17 protein-coding genes are annotated in these 19059 nt (G+C 45.2%); 3 read left to right on the top strand and 14 right to left on the bottom strand.

The features are described 5' to 3' along the window. Positions 1-3: 3 nt before the first annotated feature. From B4F66_RS09515 to sucC, 4 genes are read right to left on the bottom strand one after another with little or no spacing between them, the layout of a single operon-like run. Positions 4-342, bottom strand: a complete 339-nt coding sequence (locus B4F66_RS09515; RefSeq protein WP_292355467.1) for a P-II family nitrogen regulator — start codon at positions 340-342, stop codon at positions 4-6. A gap of 8 nt (positions 343-350) precedes the next feature. Further along, positions 351-1994, bottom strand: coding sequence for an NAD+ synthase (locus B4F66_RS09510; RefSeq protein ID WP_292355466.1), 1644 nt, complete (start codon positions 1992-1994; stop codon positions 351-353). Then, positions 1994-2866, bottom strand: a complete 873-nt coding sequence (sucD, locus tag B4F66_RS09505) for a succinate--CoA ligase subunit alpha (protein ID WP_292355464.1) — start codon at positions 2864-2866, stop codon at positions 1994-1996. Before sucD ends, B4F66_RS09510 begins: the two co-directional genes overlap by 1 nt. Positions 2867-2873: 7 nt before the next feature. Further along, positions 2874-4037 carry an ADP-forming succinate--CoA ligase subunit beta gene (gene sucC, locus B4F66_RS09500; protein ID WP_292355462.1) on the bottom strand — a complete coding sequence of 388 codons (1164 nt, stop codon included), beginning with the start codon at positions 4035-4037 and terminating at the stop codon, positions 2874-2876. Between the two features lie 113 nt (positions 4038-4150). Here sucC and pip point away from each other — a divergent pair, with 113 nt between their 5' ends. From pip to B4F66_RS09485, 3 genes are read left to right on the top strand one after another with little or no spacing between them, the layout of a single operon-like run. Then, on the top strand, positions 4151-5143 hold the full coding sequence (gene pip, locus B4F66_RS09495; RefSeq protein WP_292355460.1) for a prolyl aminopeptidase: 993 nt from the start codon (positions 4151-4153) through the stop codon (positions 5141-5143). Next, positions 5140-5583, top strand: a complete 444-nt coding sequence (dtd, locus tag B4F66_RS09490) for a D-aminoacyl-tRNA deacylase (protein WP_292355458.1) — start codon at positions 5140-5142, stop codon at positions 5581-5583. Before pip ends, dtd begins: the two co-directional genes overlap by 4 nt. An 11-nt stretch (positions 5584-5594) precedes the next feature. Beyond that, the gene (locus B4F66_RS09485) at positions 5595-6221 is read left to right on the top strand and encodes a lytic murein transglycosylase (RefSeq protein WP_292355456.1); all 627 of its coding nucleotides are present in this window, start codon (positions 5595-5597) and stop codon (positions 6219-6221) included. On the opposite strand, the gene B4F66_RS09480 is transcribed toward B4F66_RS09485, so the two are convergent. The 10 genes from B4F66_RS09480 to ccoN all read right to left on the bottom strand — a co-directional run bounded on the left by B4F66_RS09480 (position 6200) and on the right by ccoN (position 18887). Further along, entirely contained in the window at positions 6200-9556 is a 3357-nt protein-coding gene (locus B4F66_RS09480) for an EAL domain-containing protein (RefSeq protein ID WP_292355454.1), read from the bottom strand. The genes B4F66_RS09485 and B4F66_RS09480 overlap by 22 nt on opposite strands. Positions 9557-9580: 24 nt before the next feature. Then, positions 9581-10666, bottom strand: coding sequence for an ABC transporter substrate-binding protein (locus B4F66_RS09475; RefSeq protein ID WP_292355452.1), 1086 nt, complete (start codon positions 10664-10666; stop codon positions 9581-9583). Positions 10667-10736: 70 nt separating this feature from the next. Next, a complete protein-coding gene (gene ccoS, locus B4F66_RS09470) occupies positions 10737-10943 on the bottom strand; it encodes a cbb3-type cytochrome oxidase assembly protein CcoS (RefSeq protein WP_292355450.1) in 207 nt (68 codons plus the stop codon). A gap of 3 nt (positions 10944-10946) precedes the next feature. Further along, positions 10947-13403 carry a heavy metal translocating P-type ATPase gene (locus tag B4F66_RS09465; RefSeq protein ID WP_292355448.1) on the bottom strand — a complete coding sequence of 819 codons (2457 nt, stop codon included), beginning with the start codon at positions 13401-13403 and terminating at the stop codon, positions 10947-10949. Positions 13404-13428: 25 nt separating this feature from the next. Then, positions 13429-13935: a FixH family protein gene (locus B4F66_RS09460; RefSeq protein ID WP_292402114.1), complete on the bottom strand. Its 507-nt coding sequence runs from the start codon at positions 13933-13935 to the stop codon at positions 13429-13431. Then, on the bottom strand, positions 13932-15353 hold the full coding sequence (gene ccoG, locus B4F66_RS09455) for a cytochrome c oxidase accessory protein CcoG (protein WP_292355444.1): 1422 nt from the start codon (positions 15351-15353) through the stop codon (positions 13932-13934). Before ccoG ends, B4F66_RS09460 begins: the two co-directional genes overlap by 4 nt. Before the next feature lie 294 nt (positions 15354-15647). Next, positions 15648-16583, bottom strand: a complete 936-nt coding sequence (ccoP, locus tag B4F66_RS09450; RefSeq protein WP_292355442.1) for a cytochrome-c oxidase, cbb3-type subunit III — start codon at positions 16581-16583, stop codon at positions 15648-15650. After that, a complete protein-coding gene (locus tag B4F66_RS09445) occupies positions 16576-16785 on the bottom strand; it encodes a cbb3-type cytochrome c oxidase subunit 3 (protein ID WP_292355440.1) in 210 nt (69 codons plus the stop codon). Before B4F66_RS09445 ends, ccoP begins: the two co-directional genes overlap by 8 nt. Continuing rightward, entirely contained in the window at positions 16778-17455 is a 678-nt protein-coding gene (gene ccoO / locus B4F66_RS09440) for a cytochrome-c oxidase, cbb3-type subunit II (protein ID WP_292355438.1), read from the bottom strand. The genes B4F66_RS09445 and ccoO overlap by 8 nt, the downstream gene beginning before the upstream one ends. A gap of 10 nt (positions 17456-17465) precedes the next feature. Beyond that, on the bottom strand, positions 17466-18887 hold the full coding sequence (gene ccoN, locus B4F66_RS09435; RefSeq protein WP_292355436.1) for a cytochrome-c oxidase, cbb3-type subunit I: 1422 nt from the start codon (positions 18885-18887) through the stop codon (positions 17466-17468). Positions 18888-19059: the final 172 nt, after the last annotated feature.

Below are 19059 nucleotides of genomic sequence, written 5' to 3'. Positions count from 1 at the left end.
TGTTTAAATAGCGGCTTCGCCATCTTCACCAGTACGGATGCGAATGGCTCGCTCCAATGGTGAAACGAAAATCTTGCCATCGCCAATTCGTCCGGTATGCGCGGCTTTGGTAATTGCTTCAATACAGGCATCCACCTGATCATCTGCCAATACAATTTCCATTTTTACTTTAGGTAAAAAATCCACAACATACTCAGCACCACGATAAAGTTCGGTATGGCCTTTTTGTCTGCCAAAACCTTTAACTTCGGAAACTGTCATGCCAGTGACTCCGATATCGGACAATGCTTCACGTACATCATCCAGTTTGAACGGTTTGATAATGGCTTCAATTTTTTTCATGTGATTGCCTACTCTATTGTTGATGTTACGGTATACCCTGATGTTATCGGATAGCGACGATCTCTGCCAAATGCTCTTCCGGTAATACGAATTCCGGGAGGGGCCTGCCGCCGTTTATATTCACTACGATCTACCATTTTGATGACCTGTGCAACCGTTTCTGCATCAAATCCCGACGCCACCAAATCTTCAAAACAATCATCCTTGGCGATATAGGCTTCGAGAATTTCATCTAGTATTTCATAGGCAGGTAATGAATCCTGATCCACCTGGTCTGCTGAAAGCTCAGCGGAAGGTGGTCGACTTATGATGCGTTCAGGAATGATCGGCGACAAACTGTTGCGATAGCGAGCAAGCTTATAAACCAGCGTTTTATACACATCCTTTAATGGCGAAAAACCACCCGCCATATCCCCATATAAGGTGGAATACCCAACTGCCATTTCACTTTTATTACCGGTAGATAGGACCATCGCGCCAGTTTTGTTGGATATTGCCATCAGCAATACACCGCGACAACGCGCCTGAATATTCTCTTCTGTGGCATCAGGCTGGGTACCCGCAAAAACATCTTCCAACTCACGCAGAAATGTCTGAAACAGATTTTCAATATTAATGTTTCGATATTGAACACCTAATATCGCAGCCATTTGAGCTGCATCATCCAGGCTGATTTGCGATGTATAACGCGATGGCATCATCACGGCCTGTACGCGCTCAGCTCCCAATGCATCAACCGCCAATGCCATGGTTAATGCAGAGTCAATGCCACCGGATAAGCCAATGACGACACCCGGAAAGCGGTTTTTTTCAACATAATCACGCAAGCCACAGACTAATGCCTGGTAGACCGTTTCCAGCTCTTCCATCAACGGTTGCTGTGGCCCGCTGAGTTCAATTCCCCGTTCGGTTTTATGAAGTGTTATCGGTACCAACGCTGTAGCAAACTGAATAGCCTGTACACATTTTTCGCCTGCGGCATTTACTGCAAATGAGGCACCATCAAATACCAGTTCATCCTGTCCGCCAATCTGGTTCACATAGAGAACAGGGACATTATTTTCGCGTGCCCGCTGGCTTACTTCCGCTTCGCGTAATTGGGTTTTATCCTGTTTAAACGGCGAGGCATTGAGATTCACAATGATTTCAGCACCAGCATCGGCCGCCTGTGACGAGGGTTCAATAAACCAGATATCCTCGCAAATGGTCAGGCCAATTTTAAACTGATTAATTTCAATGATGGTCGCTTCCCGTCCTTCAATGAAATAGCGTTTTTCGTCAAATACGCCGTAATTAGGCAATTTTTGTTTAAGGTATTGGGCTGAAATGTGATTTTTGTTGATCACCGAAGCGGCATTAAATAATTCTTTGCCGACTTCACCGAGCGGATGACCGACAATGATCGTAATATCATCAATTTGCTGACAAAGCGTCTGCAATGCTTTATTAACCCGCTTTAACAAACCGGGTCGCAGCAACAAATCTTCCGGTGGATAACCGGTCAGACATAGTTCGGGAAATACAACCAGCTCAGCATCATGCTCTTGTCTGGCTTGCCGGGTGGCAGCCATCACTTTTCTGGTATTGCCAGCAACATCTCCCACAACGGGATCGATCTGTGCCAGCACAACCCGAAGTTGATTATTGGCCATTAATTTTCCATCAGTTGCAGCATGGTTGAACCAATTTCTGCCGGTGAACCTGCAATCGCCACGCCGGCTGCTTCCAGCGCTGCGAGTTTGGCTTTGGCAGTGCCCTGTCCACCGCTGATGATGGCACCGGCATGTCCCATACGTTTCCCTGCTGGAGCGGTTAAACCGGCAATATAGGCCGCAACCGGTTTGGTCACATATTGTTTGATGTATTCGGCAGCTTCCTCTTCAGCCTGACCGCCGATTTCACCGACCATAACGATGCCTTCAGTCAGTGGATCTGCTTCAAATAACGCCAGACAATCAATAAAATTCATGCCATGTATTGGATCACCACCAATCCCGACACAGGTACTTTGCCCCAGACCATTCTGGGTGGTTTGATAAACCGCTTCATAAGTCAGGGTACCGGATCGCGAGACAATACCAATTTTGCCAGGCAAATGAATACTGCCAGGCATAATGCCAATTTTGCATTCGCCCGGCGTGATCAGGCCTGGGCAGTTTGGCCCAATTAATCTGGCATCATAGGATTTCAGCGCGTGCTTTACCCGCAACATGTCCAGTACCGGAATACCTTCCGTAATACAGGCAATCACTTTAATGCCGGCATCAGCAGCTTCAAGTATGGCATCAGCAGCGAATGCCGCTGGAACATAGATCATGCTGGCATCAGCACCGGTTTCGTTGACGGCTTCATGCACCGTATTAAATACCGGCATATTAAGATGCATTTGACCACCTTTACCGGGTGTGACCCCGCCAACAAACTGCGTGCCATAGGCAATAGCCTGCTCGGAATGGAAAGTGCCCTGTTTGCCGGTAAAACCCTGACAGATAACTTTGGTGTCTTTATTAACCAAGATACTCACGTGTTTATTACTCCCCTGCCGCAGTGACAGCCATGGCTGCTGCTTCAGTTAAATCCTGTGCTACGCGCAAATTCATTCCGCTGTTTTCCAATAATGTACGGCCCAAATCGGCATTGGTACCCTCCAGGCGAACCACCACCGGCAACGATAAACCGACTTCCTTGGCCGCCTGCATAATGCCTTGAGCTATCAGGTCACAGCGCACGATTCCACCAAAGATATTCACCAGAATAGATTTCACTTTTTTGTCAGATAAAATCAATTTAAATGCTTCGGCAACGCGATCTGAAGTCGTACCGCCACCAACATCAAGGAAATTGGCCGGTTCACCGCCCTGCTTCTGAATCAAGTCCATTGTAGCCATTGCCAACCCGGCACCATTGACCATACAAGCCACATTGCCATCCAGAGCAATATAATTCAGGCCGAAATCACGAGCGATCACTTCAGCTGGATTTTCCTGGCTTGGATCAAATAATTCGGCTAAATCCGTGTGACGATATAAAGCATTATCATCAACATTGATTTTGGCATCCAATGCCAATAAATCTCCGGAATCGGTAACCACTAACGGGTTAATTTCCAACAGGCTGATGTCTTTTTCACAAAACAGCTGATACAAGTTTTGCATCAATTGCTGTAACTGCTTAAAGGCGGCACCGGTTAACTGCAAAAAGAAACCTGCCTGACGACATTGATAGAATTGCAGACCGGCGACCGGATCGACATAAAGATTTAAAATAGCTTTCGGCGTTTTCTCAGCCACCTCTTCAATATCCATTCCGCCTTCAGCTGAAATCATAAACACAACACGTTGCGTGACGCGGTCGACCAGTAAGGCGAGATATAATTCACGGGCAATTGATGAGGGAGTTTCAATCCAGATTTTATTTACCGGTAAACCTTCTGCTGTTGTCTGATGCGTCACCAGCTGACTTCCCAACATCGCATTTACCGCATCCTTCACCGCATGCTGATTATCTTCTACCCGTACACCACCGGCCTTACCACGTCCGCCACTGTGCACTTGGGCTTTCACTACCCAACGATCACCACCAATTGCTGTAATGGCAGATTCCACTTCATCAGCCGTAGCTATCATCCTTCCTTTAGGTGTTGCGATGCCATATTGGTTAAACAATTGTTTTGCCTGATACTCATGCAGGTTCATGTTGAGTTCGCCTTGTATGTCTTTATTATTGCTGAACAGCAGTGCCAACAGTTAAACGTCATATTTTCGCCCATCAAGGTAATAATTACCATCATCTGACATGATATAGTTGCGTGCTGAAAACCATTACGGAACAGCATATGCGTACTCTATACCCTGATATCGAGCCTTTTCACAGTCAGCTATTATCCTGTGAAGAAATGCCGGATGGTCGACGTCATGAGGTTTATTTCGAGCAGTGCGGCAATCCACAGGGAATCCCGGTAATATTTTTACATGGTGGTCCTGGCTCTGGTTGCCGGCCACAGCACCGTTGTTATTTTGATCCTGAGTTATATCACGTTATTTTATTTGATCAGCGTGGTTGCGGACGTTCGTTACCAGCAGGTGAACTGGAACATAACACCACCGATTATCTGATAGCGGATATGGAAGCTATCCGCAAATTACTCGATATTGATAAGTGGATGTTATTTGGTGGATCATGGGGAGCCACATTAGCGTTAGCGTATGCCCGACAGCATCCTCAAAAAGTCTCAAACATGGTGTTACGCGGCACTTTTCTTGGAAGACAGCAGGATATTAACTGGGTTTATGCTGCAGGCGGCGCATCCAGAGTGTTTGCTGAAGCCTGGCATGAACTGGTGAAGGATTTACCTGAAAGTGAGCAAAATTCACCATTGGCATATTTTTATCAGAAATTAACCCATCCGGATGTCTCTCAACAGGAAATCGCTGCCAATACATTACAAAACTGGGAAGCCACCATTGTGATGCTCCGCGATCAACATTATCAACCCGATGCTGAGCAATCGCCAGGGCCACTGGCACATTCCAGAATCCAATTGCATTACGCGTTGAATAATTGTTTTCTGGCAGACCAGCCCTTGTTGGAAAGCATAGAATCAATTAATCATCTCCCGGCAACCATTATTCATGGCCGCTACGATATGGTGTGTCCAATGCAGCAATCGTGGGAAGTCTATCAACGCTGGCCAAATGCACAGTTTGAAGTGTTGCCTTTGGCTGGACACGCAGCAAGCGAGCCTGCGATTATTGATGCGCTGGTCAGAACGACAGATCAATTGGCATCGAAACTAAAATGATTGCATTGCTACAACGTGTCAGTCAGGCGGATGTCACTATCAATGAAAATCAAACCATTGCTCAAATCGGCCAAGGTTTGCTGGTATTGATTGGTATAGAAAAAACCGACACGATAGCTGTTGCTGACAGATTGTTAAAACGCATTTTAAACTATCGAGTATTCAGCGATGCCGACGACAAAATGAATTTAAGCTTGCTCGATATAAAAGGTGATTTACTGCTGGTACCGCAATTTACCTTGCCCGCTGATACCCGTAAAGGCAATCGCCCCAGTTTCACGCCTGCTGCACCGCCCGAACAGGGCAAACAATTGTTTGATTATCTGCTGGCACAGGCACGGCTGCAAACTGTCACGGTTGAAGCCGGACAATTTGCTGCTGATATGCAGGTTTCACTGACCAATGACGGGCCAGTCACTTTCTGGTTACAAGTTAACTAATTCGGATATTTATGCGTATATTGCTCAAATTTTTACTTGGTACGACTTTAGTCATTATTGCGATTGCTGCATTAATGCTGGTCCCCTCTCCACAACCCACCGCCCCCAAACCTTGGGAAGTGACGGTGATGCCTGATAACCAAATTCAAGTGATGGGTGTGCACTTAGGCACCACTACTTACGGGGAAATTCAACAGTTATGGCGTGAAGCCGGGGAAGCGGCTCTTTTTATTTCTGAAAACGACGATATTTCTGCTGAAGTATTTTTTGAATCCATTAATCTTGGTGGACTCTCAGCACGTACTGTCCTTAATCTTCAGCTTCCTGAAGAGAAATTACAAGCGATGGCGGCAAGAGCGGTTTCGGCAAAACTCCAACCCAGTGGAGCTCGGCGCTATGATCCTGCTTTTGATGATAAGCAGGCTTTATTAGCTGCTCCGGCAATAGTGCTTACTTATATTCCTTCAGTACGTCTCGATGAGGAAATGGTACGCACGCGTTTTGGAGAACCCGAACAAATTCAGAATGAAGCAGAAGAAAGTCCGGCACAAATCTGGCATTACCCGAATATTGGTCTCACTATCCGACTTCACCCTGAAGAACGTCCAATGTTGACTTATACGGCCCGCTCATCCTGATCAGTTAGTTTTATATAATCCATAAGGTCGCTCAGGTCGATGGCCTTGCTGAAATAAAACCCTTGTGCCCGTTTGCACTGACTCTTACGTAAAAATGCCAGCTGCTCTGCAGTCTCAACACCTTCAGCTACAACTTCCAAGGCCAGACTGTTCGACATGGCCAGAATGGCATTTACGATAGCCGCGTCATCACTGTCTTCTGTCACATCGCGAACGAAAGTTCGGTCGATCTTTAGCACATTGAGCGGGAACTGCTTCAAATATGACAACGACGAATAGCCGGTGCCAAAGTCGTCAATGGCCAGGGTAATACCAAGCAAACTCAATTCTCGTAAGGTCTGAACAGCTTGCTCAGTGTTTTCCATTAACAGACTTTCGGTAATCTCCAATTCCAGATTTTTGGCAGGCATTCCGGTTTGTTCCAGCAGATTGCGAATAAAGTTGACCAGTAAATTGCCTTTAAATTGACGGCCCGAAAGATTGACTGCCATTAAAAAGTCATCGGGCAAATATTGCTGGTTTGCCATGTACGCTTCACAGGTTTTTCTTAACACCCATTCTCCTACCGTACTTATCAGACCGGTATCTTCTAACACGGGTACAAAAATCGCTGGTGAAACATCTCCCCATTGCTCTGTATGCCAACGTAATAACACCTCGGCACCTGCCACCCGGCCCGTTTCCAGATCAATCTGCGGTTGAAACTGCAGATAAAACTCCTGCAATTCAACTGCACGACGCAAACCGGTTTCCATTGCCAGTCGCTGTGATGCCTGGGCATTCATTTCTGAGGAATAGAACTGAAAATTATTACGACCACTCCCCTTGGCGTAGTACATCGCTGCATCGGCATTACGCACCAGCATATCGACATCGCGTCCGTCTGCAGGATATAAGCTTATCCCGATACTCGGACTGATATTCACTTCAATGTTATCCAACATATATGGCAAAGCTGTCGTGCTGAGAATTTTTTCAGCCACTCTGCCGACATACTGAGCTGACGTGATATCTTCCAGAATAACGGTAAATTCATCCCCACCTAATCTCGCAACTGTATCGCTGTCCCTTACACAGGAACGGATGCGCCGAGCCACTTCGCACAACAAGATGTCTCCGGCTTTATGGCCCAATGAATCGTTGATATGTTTGAAATGATCCAAGTCGAGAAAGAACACGGCAAGTCGACCATTTTGTCGTTTGGCTTTGTGTATGGCATGTTCAAGGCGATCTTTAAATACACCTCGGTTAGGTAAACCAGTCAGAATATCGCTGCTGGCTAATCTAGTCAGTCGCTCTTCATTCTGACGTTGATGAGTCACATCTTCATACAGCCAGATGGATCCCTCTGCTGGATTGACCGGATCAATTACCTGACCGGCGACTGCACACCAGAATTTCTCGCCATTAGCACGGATCATTTCAACCTGAGCTTCAAAGTTTTCAGCTTCAGACAATGTGCTGTAAGCCTGTTCGCCAAAGCGTTCAAAAGCTTCTTCGCTGGGATGCAGACATAAAGTGCTTTTGCCTTCAATATCCTCTCGGGAAAACAGAAACAATTGTTCGAATTTATTATTTACCCGAATAATCTGGCGATTCTTGATAAAAGCAATACCTACCATGGCATTTTCAAGAATGGCATTTAATTCATTACTGGTTTGGACTAATGCCAGTTTGGTTCTTTTCCATGAGCTGATATCCGATATCACGCAAACCCAGATATCGTCATCAAACTCTGATAAAGGACTGAGCGAGACCCACATGGAAAATGACTCACCAAACCAGTTCAAACCCTCAAACTCACGATTGTCTTTTTGCTGCTGCTCAATATCACCAAGCGAGTGAATCGATTCCGTTTGTGCAAAGAACTGCAATATTTTCTGGCCAGCCAATTGGCTTTCACTGGCCTTTAATATTTTTTCTGCCGCCGGATTACAGGAACTGATTGTTCCATCGGCCTGAAGCGCCAGAATAGCTTCCGGAACACCATTAAGAATGGCACGAATCCGTGTTTCCCGCACCTCCAGTGAGTGTCTGGTCTCATCCAGTGTCTCAATCAGACTCTGGGTTTGCGCAGCAAAAACATTAAAGTCATTGGCAAGTAAGTTAAATTCACTTTGACCATTATCTGTTGGCATCCGGGTATCAAAATTCTGAGCAGACAAGGAATGCATCGCTTTACGTAAGCGTTGCATCGGCTGATTAATACGTGCTGTCATGGTGAGTACAAAACCGGTAATACCTAACGAAATAATCAAACAACTTATAATCATCCACCATTTGGCTGTCTTGGCCAGTGCGGCTGAGGCCTGCGTTCTGACCAGCCCCTGCTCCCCTACTCTGGCGGAAAGGTTATTCAGATTCAGCATCAATATTTCCAATATATCCAACCCCTGCTGTTGCACGATTTGGGATTGTTCATATGCCTCTATTTGTCGGATACGCAATTGATAAACCGAATTATCATTGTCTACTACCAAGTGAATAAAGCTATCAATCTGTTGTTGTAATCTATCGGCCTGTAGCATCAAATCAGGGTAATTTTGTAGATGCTGCTTGATTACCAAAATAGCATTACGCAACATCGCCTCTTGTTCCCTAATATCGTTTTCCCTGATACTCAGCAGCAAATCCTGATTTTGTGTTTCACGAATTTTCTGACTTAACATACTGATACGCAACACATTCAGCATCAAAGAATAGCTGCTTCGTTCTACGGCACTGTAATTATCAATTAACGTAGTTGTATCAGACTGTTCAACTAATGCAGGAGGACGTAAGGACTGGATTTGTCTGGTCAGGGTCAAATCAATTTTGCCGGTAATCGCTTCGGCAATTTCCTGAATTTCTTCTCCCAGCAAGGACACACTTTCGGTACGTTGTTCAAGCTGTTCAGATAATTGGTGCTGAACCTGCATTTGCTGCAGTAACTGACTATCAGTTTCGAGAAACTGTTGATAATAATCAGTTAAAACAGTGGTGAGCTCTGGTGAAATTTCCAGCTCCTGCATACTTACCAGTAAACGTTGCCAGGTTTGTTCGAATTCAGCCTCAAGCGGCGCTCGTTTAGCAACACTGGCAAGTTCATCAGCATTTTGGGCACTGATAATCTGCTTCTGCCTGGTAATAAAGGCGGCCGCGCTGGTCGTAATTTGTCGAGCATTATCTACCAGCGGAAACACTTGTTCGGTAAGCTGGAGTTGATTTTTGGTGTAATGATGATGGCTGAACATGGCTATTGCCGCCATTAGCAATACCATCAATACGGTAATGACTGCCCAGAAGTGCAGCAGTGCACGGATGCTCCAGTTTTTAAACATATTTTCCCTGTTCATTTTGCTCACATCCTGTAGATGAAGCTACTGTGGTAACTCAAAGTCACGCCATTCAAAGGATCTAAACGAACCGTTTTCAAGTTTGCTGAGCCAGACTTTGTTGCCTACAGCAGAGGTATTACTGGCAAAACTGCTCTGGGTCTCCAGACCAATATCCCAATCCTTCAGATCATAAAGAGCATCAACTACTGACTGTCGTGTTACTGGACCATCAATACGTTTTAATGCCTGGCAAAATACTTTTGCCACGATGTAGCCTTCCAGAGAGACCGTATTGGGCTGCAAGTTTTTATCATATTGCGCCAAAGCCTGCCGATATTCATTGACGATCGGCAAATCCGCATCGACTTCCGGCACAACCTGACTGACCAGAACATTTGCATCAATCCCTTTAAGAGATTGCTCCAGTACATGGCTACCGACAAATGACACATTCACAAACCACATGTCCGGCTTATCTGCATGCAATAGTTTTATAAACTTGGCCGATGGGGCATAACTGCCAGCCATCAGAATAACTTTGGGTGTTTTTTTTGCTTTGAGAATCGTCGCAACAGCACTTTCGACATTCATTGTATTGCGAGAATAATAGGCATGAGGCAGGTACTCCGCCCGATAAAACCCTTTGGCTTGCAAGGCCAGCGCAGCTGACTGATATACCGCATTGCCATAACTATCCTGCTGCGTAAAAAAAGCGATCTCATCGGCTTGAATGCCCGCATTCAATAAACCGTAAATCAACGTTGCGACTTCCTGTCGATATCCTGGCCGAATATTAATGATATAACGACTAGGGGGATCTCGCCTTAGCACTTCACCGCCGGAAAATGCACCGACCAAAGCAACCTGAGATTGTTCCGCAATCGGAACAGTGACAACTGCCGTTGGTGTTCCAACATTACCCAGTACCGCCACGACATCATGCTCAGTAATAAGCTGCCGCATATTAGAGGCTGCCAGAACTGGTTCGTAGGAGTCATCCAGTGCCAATAGTTCAATACGATTGCCCTGAATGCCTCCCTGATCATTTACTTTGGAAAAAAAAGCGTTTATTCCGGCTTGCATTGACAATCCCATTTCAGCTAGTGGACCAGTCAATGCACTACTCATGCCAACATGTATATTTTCAGCCAGGACGTTTTTCGTCAGCAAAAGGCCAACGCAACACAGAATAACAAGCCTATTCATCCTTGCGGGCTTCATTCTTTACTTGTGGTTCTTCATCCGCTTCGGTCTCTTCAGGATCGTTATCATCATCCATCAATACCCGGTTAGCGGCGCCATCCATATCGTCGTACTGACCACTTCGAACAGCCCAGAAAAACACTGCAACACCCACCAGGCCCAGCAATAACATACCGGGTAAAAGTCCATAAATGACTTCCATAGCCTACCTCTTTACTATTCGACTAATCCTGGCAGCATTACCAATGACAAGTAACGAACTAATCGGCATCGTGATTGCTGCCAGTAAGGGACTGACTAAGGCCATCATAGCTAATGGAACCATAATCACGTTATAACTTATGGATAATACAATATTCTGCCGGATGGTGCGTAATGTCCGAGCAGCCAACTGCCTTGCCAAAGCGACCTGACTCAGTTGATTATGCGATAGGATAATATCGGCACTTTCAATAGAGACATCGGTCCCCGAAGCCAGAGCTATACCCACATCAGCCTGAATTAATGCGGGTGAATCATTAATGCCATCACCGACCATTGCAACAAAATCGCCTTGTTGCTGTAATCGCTGAATCACCTGCCGTTTCTCAGCAGGCAATACTTCGGCCAATCGCTGGATATTGCCTAAATCTGCGGTAACCGAATCCACTACCAGTTGACGATCACCACTTAATACAGTGACTTTAAGCCCCTGTGCCAACATGTCAGCAATCACGTTTTTTGCGTCATCTCGTAACGTATCGAACAAGCCTAAAATGCCTATCAGTTTTTGATCACGTGCCACAAATACACCGCTGATCCCTTGTTGTTCCAGCTGATTGACCTGTGATTGCCATTCGCCATTTAGCTTTATATCATGCAGCGTCATCCATTCCGCCGTACCTACCAGAATTTTCTGTCCCTCAATATCCGCTTCCACCCCTCTTCCCGGAGAAGCATTAAACCTGGAAATCTCCAATAAAGGCAGATTCTCTTGCTGAGCGGCTGAGATAATGGTTTTTGCAATACCGTGTTCGGACTGTTGCTCTGCTGACGCCGCAATCTGTAAGACCGTTTGTGGGGAAATGCCTTCCGCGGTGAATCGTTTAACCAGCCTTAATTTACCTTCAGTCAATGTGCCTGTTTTATCAAACACATAATGAGTCACACTGGATAACTTCTCTAATGCAACACCTTGTTTGATCAAAATACCATTGCTAGCCCCTACACCACTGGCAACCGCAATCGACATTGGGGTTGCCATGCCAAAAGCACAGGGACAGGTCACTACTAATACTGAGGCTGCAGCCAATAATGCTTTTTCAAAATCACTTCCCACCCAGTACATAAAGGTCAATGTAGCAAGGGTCAAGGTAATTACCACAAACCAGGGAACGATTTTGTCTGCCAGGGTTTGAATAGGGGCTTTAGAGGTTTGCGCCTCATCCATCAGCGCAATGATTTTCGCCAGGGCAGTATGGCGTAACACATGTTTTGCTCTGACAACAAAAGCGCCTTCCCCATTAATACTGCCGGCCACTACAGAATCTTCAGGTTGTTTGCGAATCGGTTGTGATTCGCCAGTCAACATTGATTCATCGACGACACTTTCACCCTCGGTCACAATGCCATCGACTGGTATATTCTCACCGGGACGGACCAGCACCAAATCCCCTGCTTTTACCGAACGGATAGGCACTGTTTTCTGGACACCCGCTTCAATTAGGGTTGCCAGTTTCGGTTGTAACTCCAGCATGCGCCGCGTTGCGGATAGCGCGTTCCGCTTGGAAAGCGCTTCCAAATATCGGCCAATAAGAATCACAAAGATAAAATTCACTACCGTATCAAAGAAGACTTCGCCATCTAACGATCCAGTGAAGGTGATATACGTTGAGTAAATATAGGTTGCAGTAGCACCGATAGCAATCGGTAAATCCATGGTCAGATAACGGCTGCGTAATCCACTTATTGAATTGTGAAAAAATGGATAACCTGAATAAAGCAATGTTGGTGTGGCAATAAAAAAGCCCACCCAATGAAACAGATTGCGGAACTCGTCTTCTGCTGCACCGGAATACAATGCAATGGAAACCCACATCAGGTTCATCATGGCAAAACCGGCAAAAGCCATTCGATATACTAATCCACGATGACGCTTGGCCAATGCACCTTCTGCCGTTTCCGGGTCAAAAGGCACTGCTGCATAGCCCAGTTTAGCGAGGTGCTGCATTAAAACAGATAAGGAAGTTTCGCGATTATCCCAGCGAATTCGACAGCGTTTTGCTGTCAAATTTACATCTGCCTCCAACACACCCGGTAATTTATGTAGTGCATGTTCAATTAACCAAACGCAGGCAGCACAATGTATCCCCTCGATTAACAGGTAAATGGTGCGTTTATCGCCTAGATCATCAACATAATCTGCCTGAATTTCATCAATATCATAGGCATGAAAATCATTAGCTGTTTCAGGCGGGGGGGCAAGTGATTCGCCTTCTGGCGTTTTATTATAAAAACCCTGTAGTCCCGCTGCGTAGATTGTCTGGCATGCCATTTGGCAGCCATGACAACAAAAGTCATGTGGAAGGGAATTTATTTGTGCAGTAAATTCACCGGGATTTTTGACAATTAATCCACAATGAAAACATTCGCTTTTTTTAGTTTGCGCGGCAGATTCAGACAAAAACTATCAACTTGCTTTTAAATAATTAAGGATCAATATAAATTCTGCGGGTGATCAGAAACTCATCATCTCCACGTTTGGCTTCAACTATTATGTCCCAGTTACCTGGCAAGCCAAACTCAATATCCGCGCCATAACGTCCCAGACCAATAGGATTCATTTCAACCGAAAAATCTTCACGCTGATCTGAAGGGCGATAAGCGAATAAGCTGACAGAATCCAATTCTACAGTTGTAGAATTTTTTCCTTGGATCAGCACTTCATAAGCCTGACGCTGATTGACCCGGTTATTTGCAGGAACCATAATAACCCCGCTCCAGCCGAGCTTATTTTCCTGTTCAAGCTGCATATCTTTCTCAGCGTAAGCCTTGCCTCGCTCATAGTAATTATCGACGACCAGATTTGGTGGCGACTTAAATGCCAGGTAGATAAATATGATATTCATCGTGACAAACGTGCACAAAAAAGCGAGAAAACCTAAGACCCATGGATTCTTCAGTGCTTGATTATTTTCTTGTGAGATTGCCATCATTTCGGCCCCATAAAGACACTTTCATACTGGACAGAAACACCCGGGTTGGAAACGACATTAGCAATAAAAGTCAGGTGTTCAAGTTCTTTGTTGAGTTCTCCATCTGGCACTCTAACCAGTGCCTGTAATGGAATAACCTTACCGGGTTCAATAATAACGCTGTGGTCAATACCATGCAAAGTGGCGCCTTCCAAACCACTGATGCCATACTGAACTTCCATGGTTTTATTGGTTTTGTTAAGCATTTTAAGTGTGTAACGGTTCTGAATAGATCCATCACTTAGCTGAACAAATACCGGTTGTCGATTGTGAATAACCTGAAACTCTGTCGACGAGAGCGTGGCAAATCCATAACCAACGCCAGACATTGCCATCATCAATATAAATGAATAAATAATAACTCTCGGACGTTTATATAACGGGGCCGGTTGAGCATTGTGATGTAAATCCTTGTATGACGCATAACGAATCAGACCACGAGGCTGATTGGTTTTGTCCATAATACTGTCACAGGCATCAATACACATACCACAGGTGATACATCCCTCTTGTTGCCCCTTACGTATATCAATTCCGGTAGGACATACTGCAACACACACCTTGCAATCGATACAGCTGCCTTTACTAGAGTCCATAGCACCTTTTTTAAGCTTACCACGGGGTTCGCCACGTTCGGCATCATATGCTGGCAGCACGGTATCCTGATCATACATAACTCCTTGCAGACGGGCATATGGGCATAGCCAGAAACAGACCTGCTCACGCATAAATCCAGCAAAGATATATGTTCCAATAGTAAACATAGCCAGGACTATCCAGGCAGCTAATGACGCCTGCAGATGAAAATAGTCATACCAGAGTTGATACGCATCGGTAAACCAGGCAGCAAAGGTAACGCCAGTCAGTAAGGCAATTGACAACCATAAAGCATGTTTCAGAACAATGCGGGAGACTTTGCTGATGGTATTCGGTGAGTTTTTAAACTTCATCGCTTTTTGAGGTGTATCACCTTCAATACGGGTTTCGATAAAGGTAAAAACATCGGTCCAGACAGTTTGAAAACAGAAATAACCACAGAATACCCGACCCGCAATACTGGTTACTGCCGCCAACAATATGGCAAAGAATAATAATGTAAGGGAAAGCATCCAGATATCTTGTGGGAAAATGGTGATATCTAAAAAGTTGAATTGACGATTGGGGATATCGAAAAGAATTGCCTGTTGGCCGTTCCAGCGTAGGTAAGGCCCAATAAAGAAAATTAACCAGACCGACATACCAAACCATTTAAGGCGTCTGAAACGACCAGACATCCGCTTTGCTACGACCTTAGTGCCACCGGCATTAACATGCCAGTCAGAGACCTCATCATAGATGTCATTAATATTGAGCTCTGCTGACTTCAGTTGTTCCGACACAGTTTGTACCTCACAGGCAACTTATCCGATGGAATTATACCACGCCAAATAATATAAGCATTTACTAATTTAGCTTTTGACGTACAAAAAAAGCCGACAAAATCGGCTTTTTTTGATTCGTCGCTCTGTCAATTATCGTTGGAACTGTCTTCCATGTTTTTAACGACCTTGTAGGCAATCACGCCAATCACAACAATTGTCAATACAAGACTTACAATCGCACCAATCGCTACAGCATCTAAACCCATATCAATCTCCTTGAATCTATCGACTCGTAATTACGTTAGCTTGAGTCTACTCTACGCCACCACCGAGTTGATGGACATAAACAGCCAGTTTTTTGATTTCAGTTTCTGAAAGCCGTTGAGTTTCATCACCTTCATAATATTCTTCAGGATCATCACCGTATTCTTCTGCTTCCAAACGTACGGCAAGCTTTTCATTCCAGGCTGGCATTACTGCAATACGAGTCTTTGGATCATTCGCAGCATTTACGCCGTGAAGAATCGTATGGCGAATTTCATCCGGTTCCCCAGAAAAGCGCCAGACTTTATCTGATAAGTTAGCCGAGCCTAATTGCTGAATGCCTTTAGCATCTGCACCATGGCATGCTACACAACCTTTTTCGTTGTAAAGTTTCCATTGCGCTTCGGTGGCTTCACCAGCCGAGTTACTCAACACGAATTCAACCAGACCATCCACTTCTTCTTCGGTTAACAGCTCAGCATGTGCTGGCATCATTCCTTGACGACCTTTGGCCAGGGTTTCAATGATCTTGTTTACCGTTCCACCGTACAACCAGTCATCATCAGCCAGGATAGGATATCCCGAACCAGGTTGAGGATATCCACCCACACCATGACAAGCGGCACAATTGTCACCATAAAGCACTTTGCTTGAACCTACTGCATAGCGTAACAGCTCATCATCTTCGAGAATTTCTTCTGCTGACATTGCAGCAATACGATCTTCAAAAGGTGCACGTTTTTCCTGAATTTTTGCCATGTCATCCTTGTATTCATTGATCTGCGTCCAGCCCAGAATACCTTCGGTGTTTCCATTCACTAATGGCAGAGAAGGATAAAGAATAAAATACACCAGCACTAACAAACCGCTCAGGTATAAAGCTATTGTCCACCAACGCGGCGGTGGATTAGTCAATTCTCTGATGCCATCCCATTCATGTCCGGTATCAGGACATTCATTTGGGTTTTTATTGTTATCAGCCATCATTTTTCTCCGAATTTATATCGTCATCTCTCAGTGGCAAGTCACGATGCGATTCAAGTTTTTCTTTGTTTTTAGGGCGTAACACCCAGAAATACATACCAAACATCAGTAAGAAAATAACAACCGTCAGAATGGTACCCACCCAATCGCTTACGGTCATTGCAGACCAGTTTGTCTTAAAATAAGACAGAAAATCACTCACGGTAATCTCTTCCTGGTTCAAATTGAATCATGGTGCCAAGCACTTGCAGATAAGCGACCAGAGCATCCATTTCAGTTTTGCCTTCTACGAATTCTGCTGCTCCCAGAATTTCTTCATCACTGTAAGGAACCCCCAGGACTTTCATTGCTTTGAGTCGCTTAACCATGCCTTCACCATCGATGGTGGATTTGTCCAGCCAAGGATATCTAGGCATAACGGATTCAGGTACAACAGAACGCGGGTCACGCAAATGCTGAATATGCCATGCATCAGAGTATTTACCACCAACACGCGCTAAATCAGGACCGGTACGCTTGGAACCCCACTGAAATGGGTGGTCATATTTGGACTCAACAGCCAATGAATAATGACCATAACGATCTTTTTCATCACGGAATGGACGTACCATTTGTGAATGACACAGATAGCAACCTTCCCGCTGATAAATGTCACGTCCAGCTAGCTCAAGTGCAGTGTATGGACGTACACCCTGCAGTTCTTCGTATTCTGGAAAAACATCATCCTCAAAAGTATTATCCAAATAGAACAATGGAACGATCTCGACAATACCACCGACTGACACTACCAACGCCGTCGCTAGCACCAGCCCCCACACATTTTGTTCTACCCACTCTTGAAAGCTAATGCGTTTATTAGATTTTTTAGCCATGCTGATACCCTCAAATATTCGCTGCAGTTGCCATTTCGGCGGACGGTTTTGCAATCGCGCGGCGAATAGTCACTGTTACGTTAAACAGCATGATGACCGCACCCAGGAAGAAAATCAGTCCACCAATTGCACGCATCGCGTAATAAGGATGCATTTGTGCTACAGACTCAACAAAGGTGTAGGCCAAATTGCCATATTCATCGTATGCACGCCACATCAGGCCTTGCATGATACCGGACACCCACATTGCAGTGATGTAAATTGCGGTACCAATAGTCGCCATCCAGAAATGCAGATTGACCAGTTTGACTGAATACATGGTTGTACCCCACATACGTTCGACCATATGGTACAAGGCACCCACAGAAACCATTGCAACCCAACCAAGTGCGCCTGAATGAACGTGACCGATAGTCCAGTCAGTGTAATGTGACAACGCATTTACGGTTTTCGAAGCCATAACCGGACCTTCGAAAGTTGACATCGCATAGAACGCCAAAGAGACAATCAGGAAACGTAAAATATAGTCTGTACGTAATTTGTCCCACGCACCGCTCAGGGTAAACATACCGTTTAACGCACCACCCCATGAAGGAATAATCATCGCAAGGGAAATGGCTGCACCCAGTGAACCGGTCCAATCTGGCAGAGCGGTATATTGAAGATGGTGAGCCCCCAACCAGACATAACCGAATACCAGCGCCCAGAAGTGGATAACTGACAGGCGGTACGAGTAAACCGGACGGTTTGCCTGTTTAGGTACGAAGTAATACATGATGCCTAGGAAACCAGCAGTCAGGAAGAAACCAACAGCGTTATGACCCCACCACCATTGAATCATCGCATCCTGAACCCCGGAGAAAATGGAATAGGATTTCCACATACTGACGGGAATAGACAGACTATTGACTACATGGAGGTAGGTAATCATGATCATCATTGCCAGGAAGAACCAGTTGGCAACATAGATATGCGAAACCTTTCGGATCGATAAGGTCATGATGAAATTGAACATGTAGGCAATCCAAACCACCGCAATTAAAATATCCAGCGGCCATTCCAGTTCAGCATATTCTTTTGATTGAGTCAGACCTAAAGGCAGAGTAATGATGGCTCCGAGAATAATCAGGTTCCAGCCCCAGAAGGTGAACCATGCCAATTTATCACTCCACAGTCTGACGCCAGAGGTGCGTTGAACAACATAAAATGCTGTCGCCATCAAAGTCGAACCACCAAACGCAAAGATAACCGTATTGGTATGTAATGGGCGTAGTCGACCAAAACTGATATACGGATTATCAAAATTCAAATCTGGCCAGGCTAACTGCGATGCAATAAATACACCCATACCCGTTCCGGCAACCAAATAGACACACGCCATATAGGCGAACCATTTGACCACTTCAAAGTTGTACTGTTGTTTCGCCTGCATAGCGATCACACCTTCTCTTTCATGAAAACTCTTTCACTGTTTCTTTATTAAGAAAACAGAACCCCATTTCATTCTGCCTAACGTTCCAGCTAATGAATTTTACCGCAAAACAACTAGGTTGATGATTTCAAATCCGTGATCCAGATCAATTTTGCTGGTTTTGCTTCTACTT

Source organism: Methylophaga sp. UBA3603 (assembly GCF_002375335.1).
GTDB lineage: Bacteria > Pseudomonadota > Gammaproteobacteria > Nitrosococcales > Methylophagaceae > Methylophaga.
This window is presented reverse-complemented; position numbering and strand designations above follow the sequence as displayed.

What these genes read in the sequence shown, in the direction of transcription:
- B4F66_RS09475 (WP_292355452.1), bottom strand. Translation starts at nt 10,666, where the DNA reads ATGAGTAGTGCATTGACTGGTCCACTAGCTGAAATGGGATTGTCAATG.
- B4F66_RS09460 (WP_292402114.1), bottom strand. Translation starts at nt 13,935, where the DNA reads ATGATGGCAATCTCACAAGAAAATAATCAAGCACTGAAGAATCCATGG.
- ccoS (WP_292355450.1), bottom strand. Translation starts at nt 10,943, where the DNA reads ATGGAAGTCATTTATGGACTTTTACCCGGTATGTTATTGCTGGGCCTG.
- dtd (WP_292355458.1), top strand. Translation starts at nt 5,140, where the DNA reads ATGATTGCATTGCTACAACGTGTCAGTCAGGCGGATGTCACTATCAAT.
- sucC (WP_292355462.1), bottom strand. Translation starts at nt 4,037, where the DNA reads ATGAACCTGCATGAGTATCAGGCAAAACAATTGTTTAACCAATATGGC.
- ccoO (WP_292355438.1), bottom strand. Translation starts at nt 17,455, where the DNA reads ATGGCTAAAAAATCTAATAAACGCATTAGCTTTCAAGAGTGGGTAGAA.
- B4F66_RS09510 (WP_292355466.1), bottom strand. Translation starts at nt 1,994, where the DNA reads ATGGCCAATAATCAACTTCGGGTTGTGCTGGCACAGATCGATCCCGTT.
- B4F66_RS09515 (WP_292355467.1), bottom strand. Translation starts at nt 342, where the DNA reads ATGAAAAAAATTGAAGCCATTATCAAACCGTTCAAACTGGATGATGTA.
- ccoP (WP_292355442.1), bottom strand. Translation starts at nt 16,583, where the DNA reads ATGGCTGATAACAATAAAAACCCAAATGAATGTCCTGATACCGGACAT.
- B4F66_RS09480 (WP_292355454.1), bottom strand. Translation starts at nt 9,556, where the DNA reads ATGAACAGGGAAAATATGTTTAAAAACTGGAGCATCCGTGCACTGCTG.
- ccoN (WP_292355436.1), bottom strand. Translation starts at nt 18,887, where the DNA reads ATGCAGGCGAAACAACAGTACAACTTTGAAGTGGTCAAATGGTTCGCC.
- B4F66_RS09485 (WP_292355456.1), top strand. Translation starts at nt 5,595, where the DNA reads ATGCGTATATTGCTCAAATTTTTACTTGGTACGACTTTAGTCATTATT.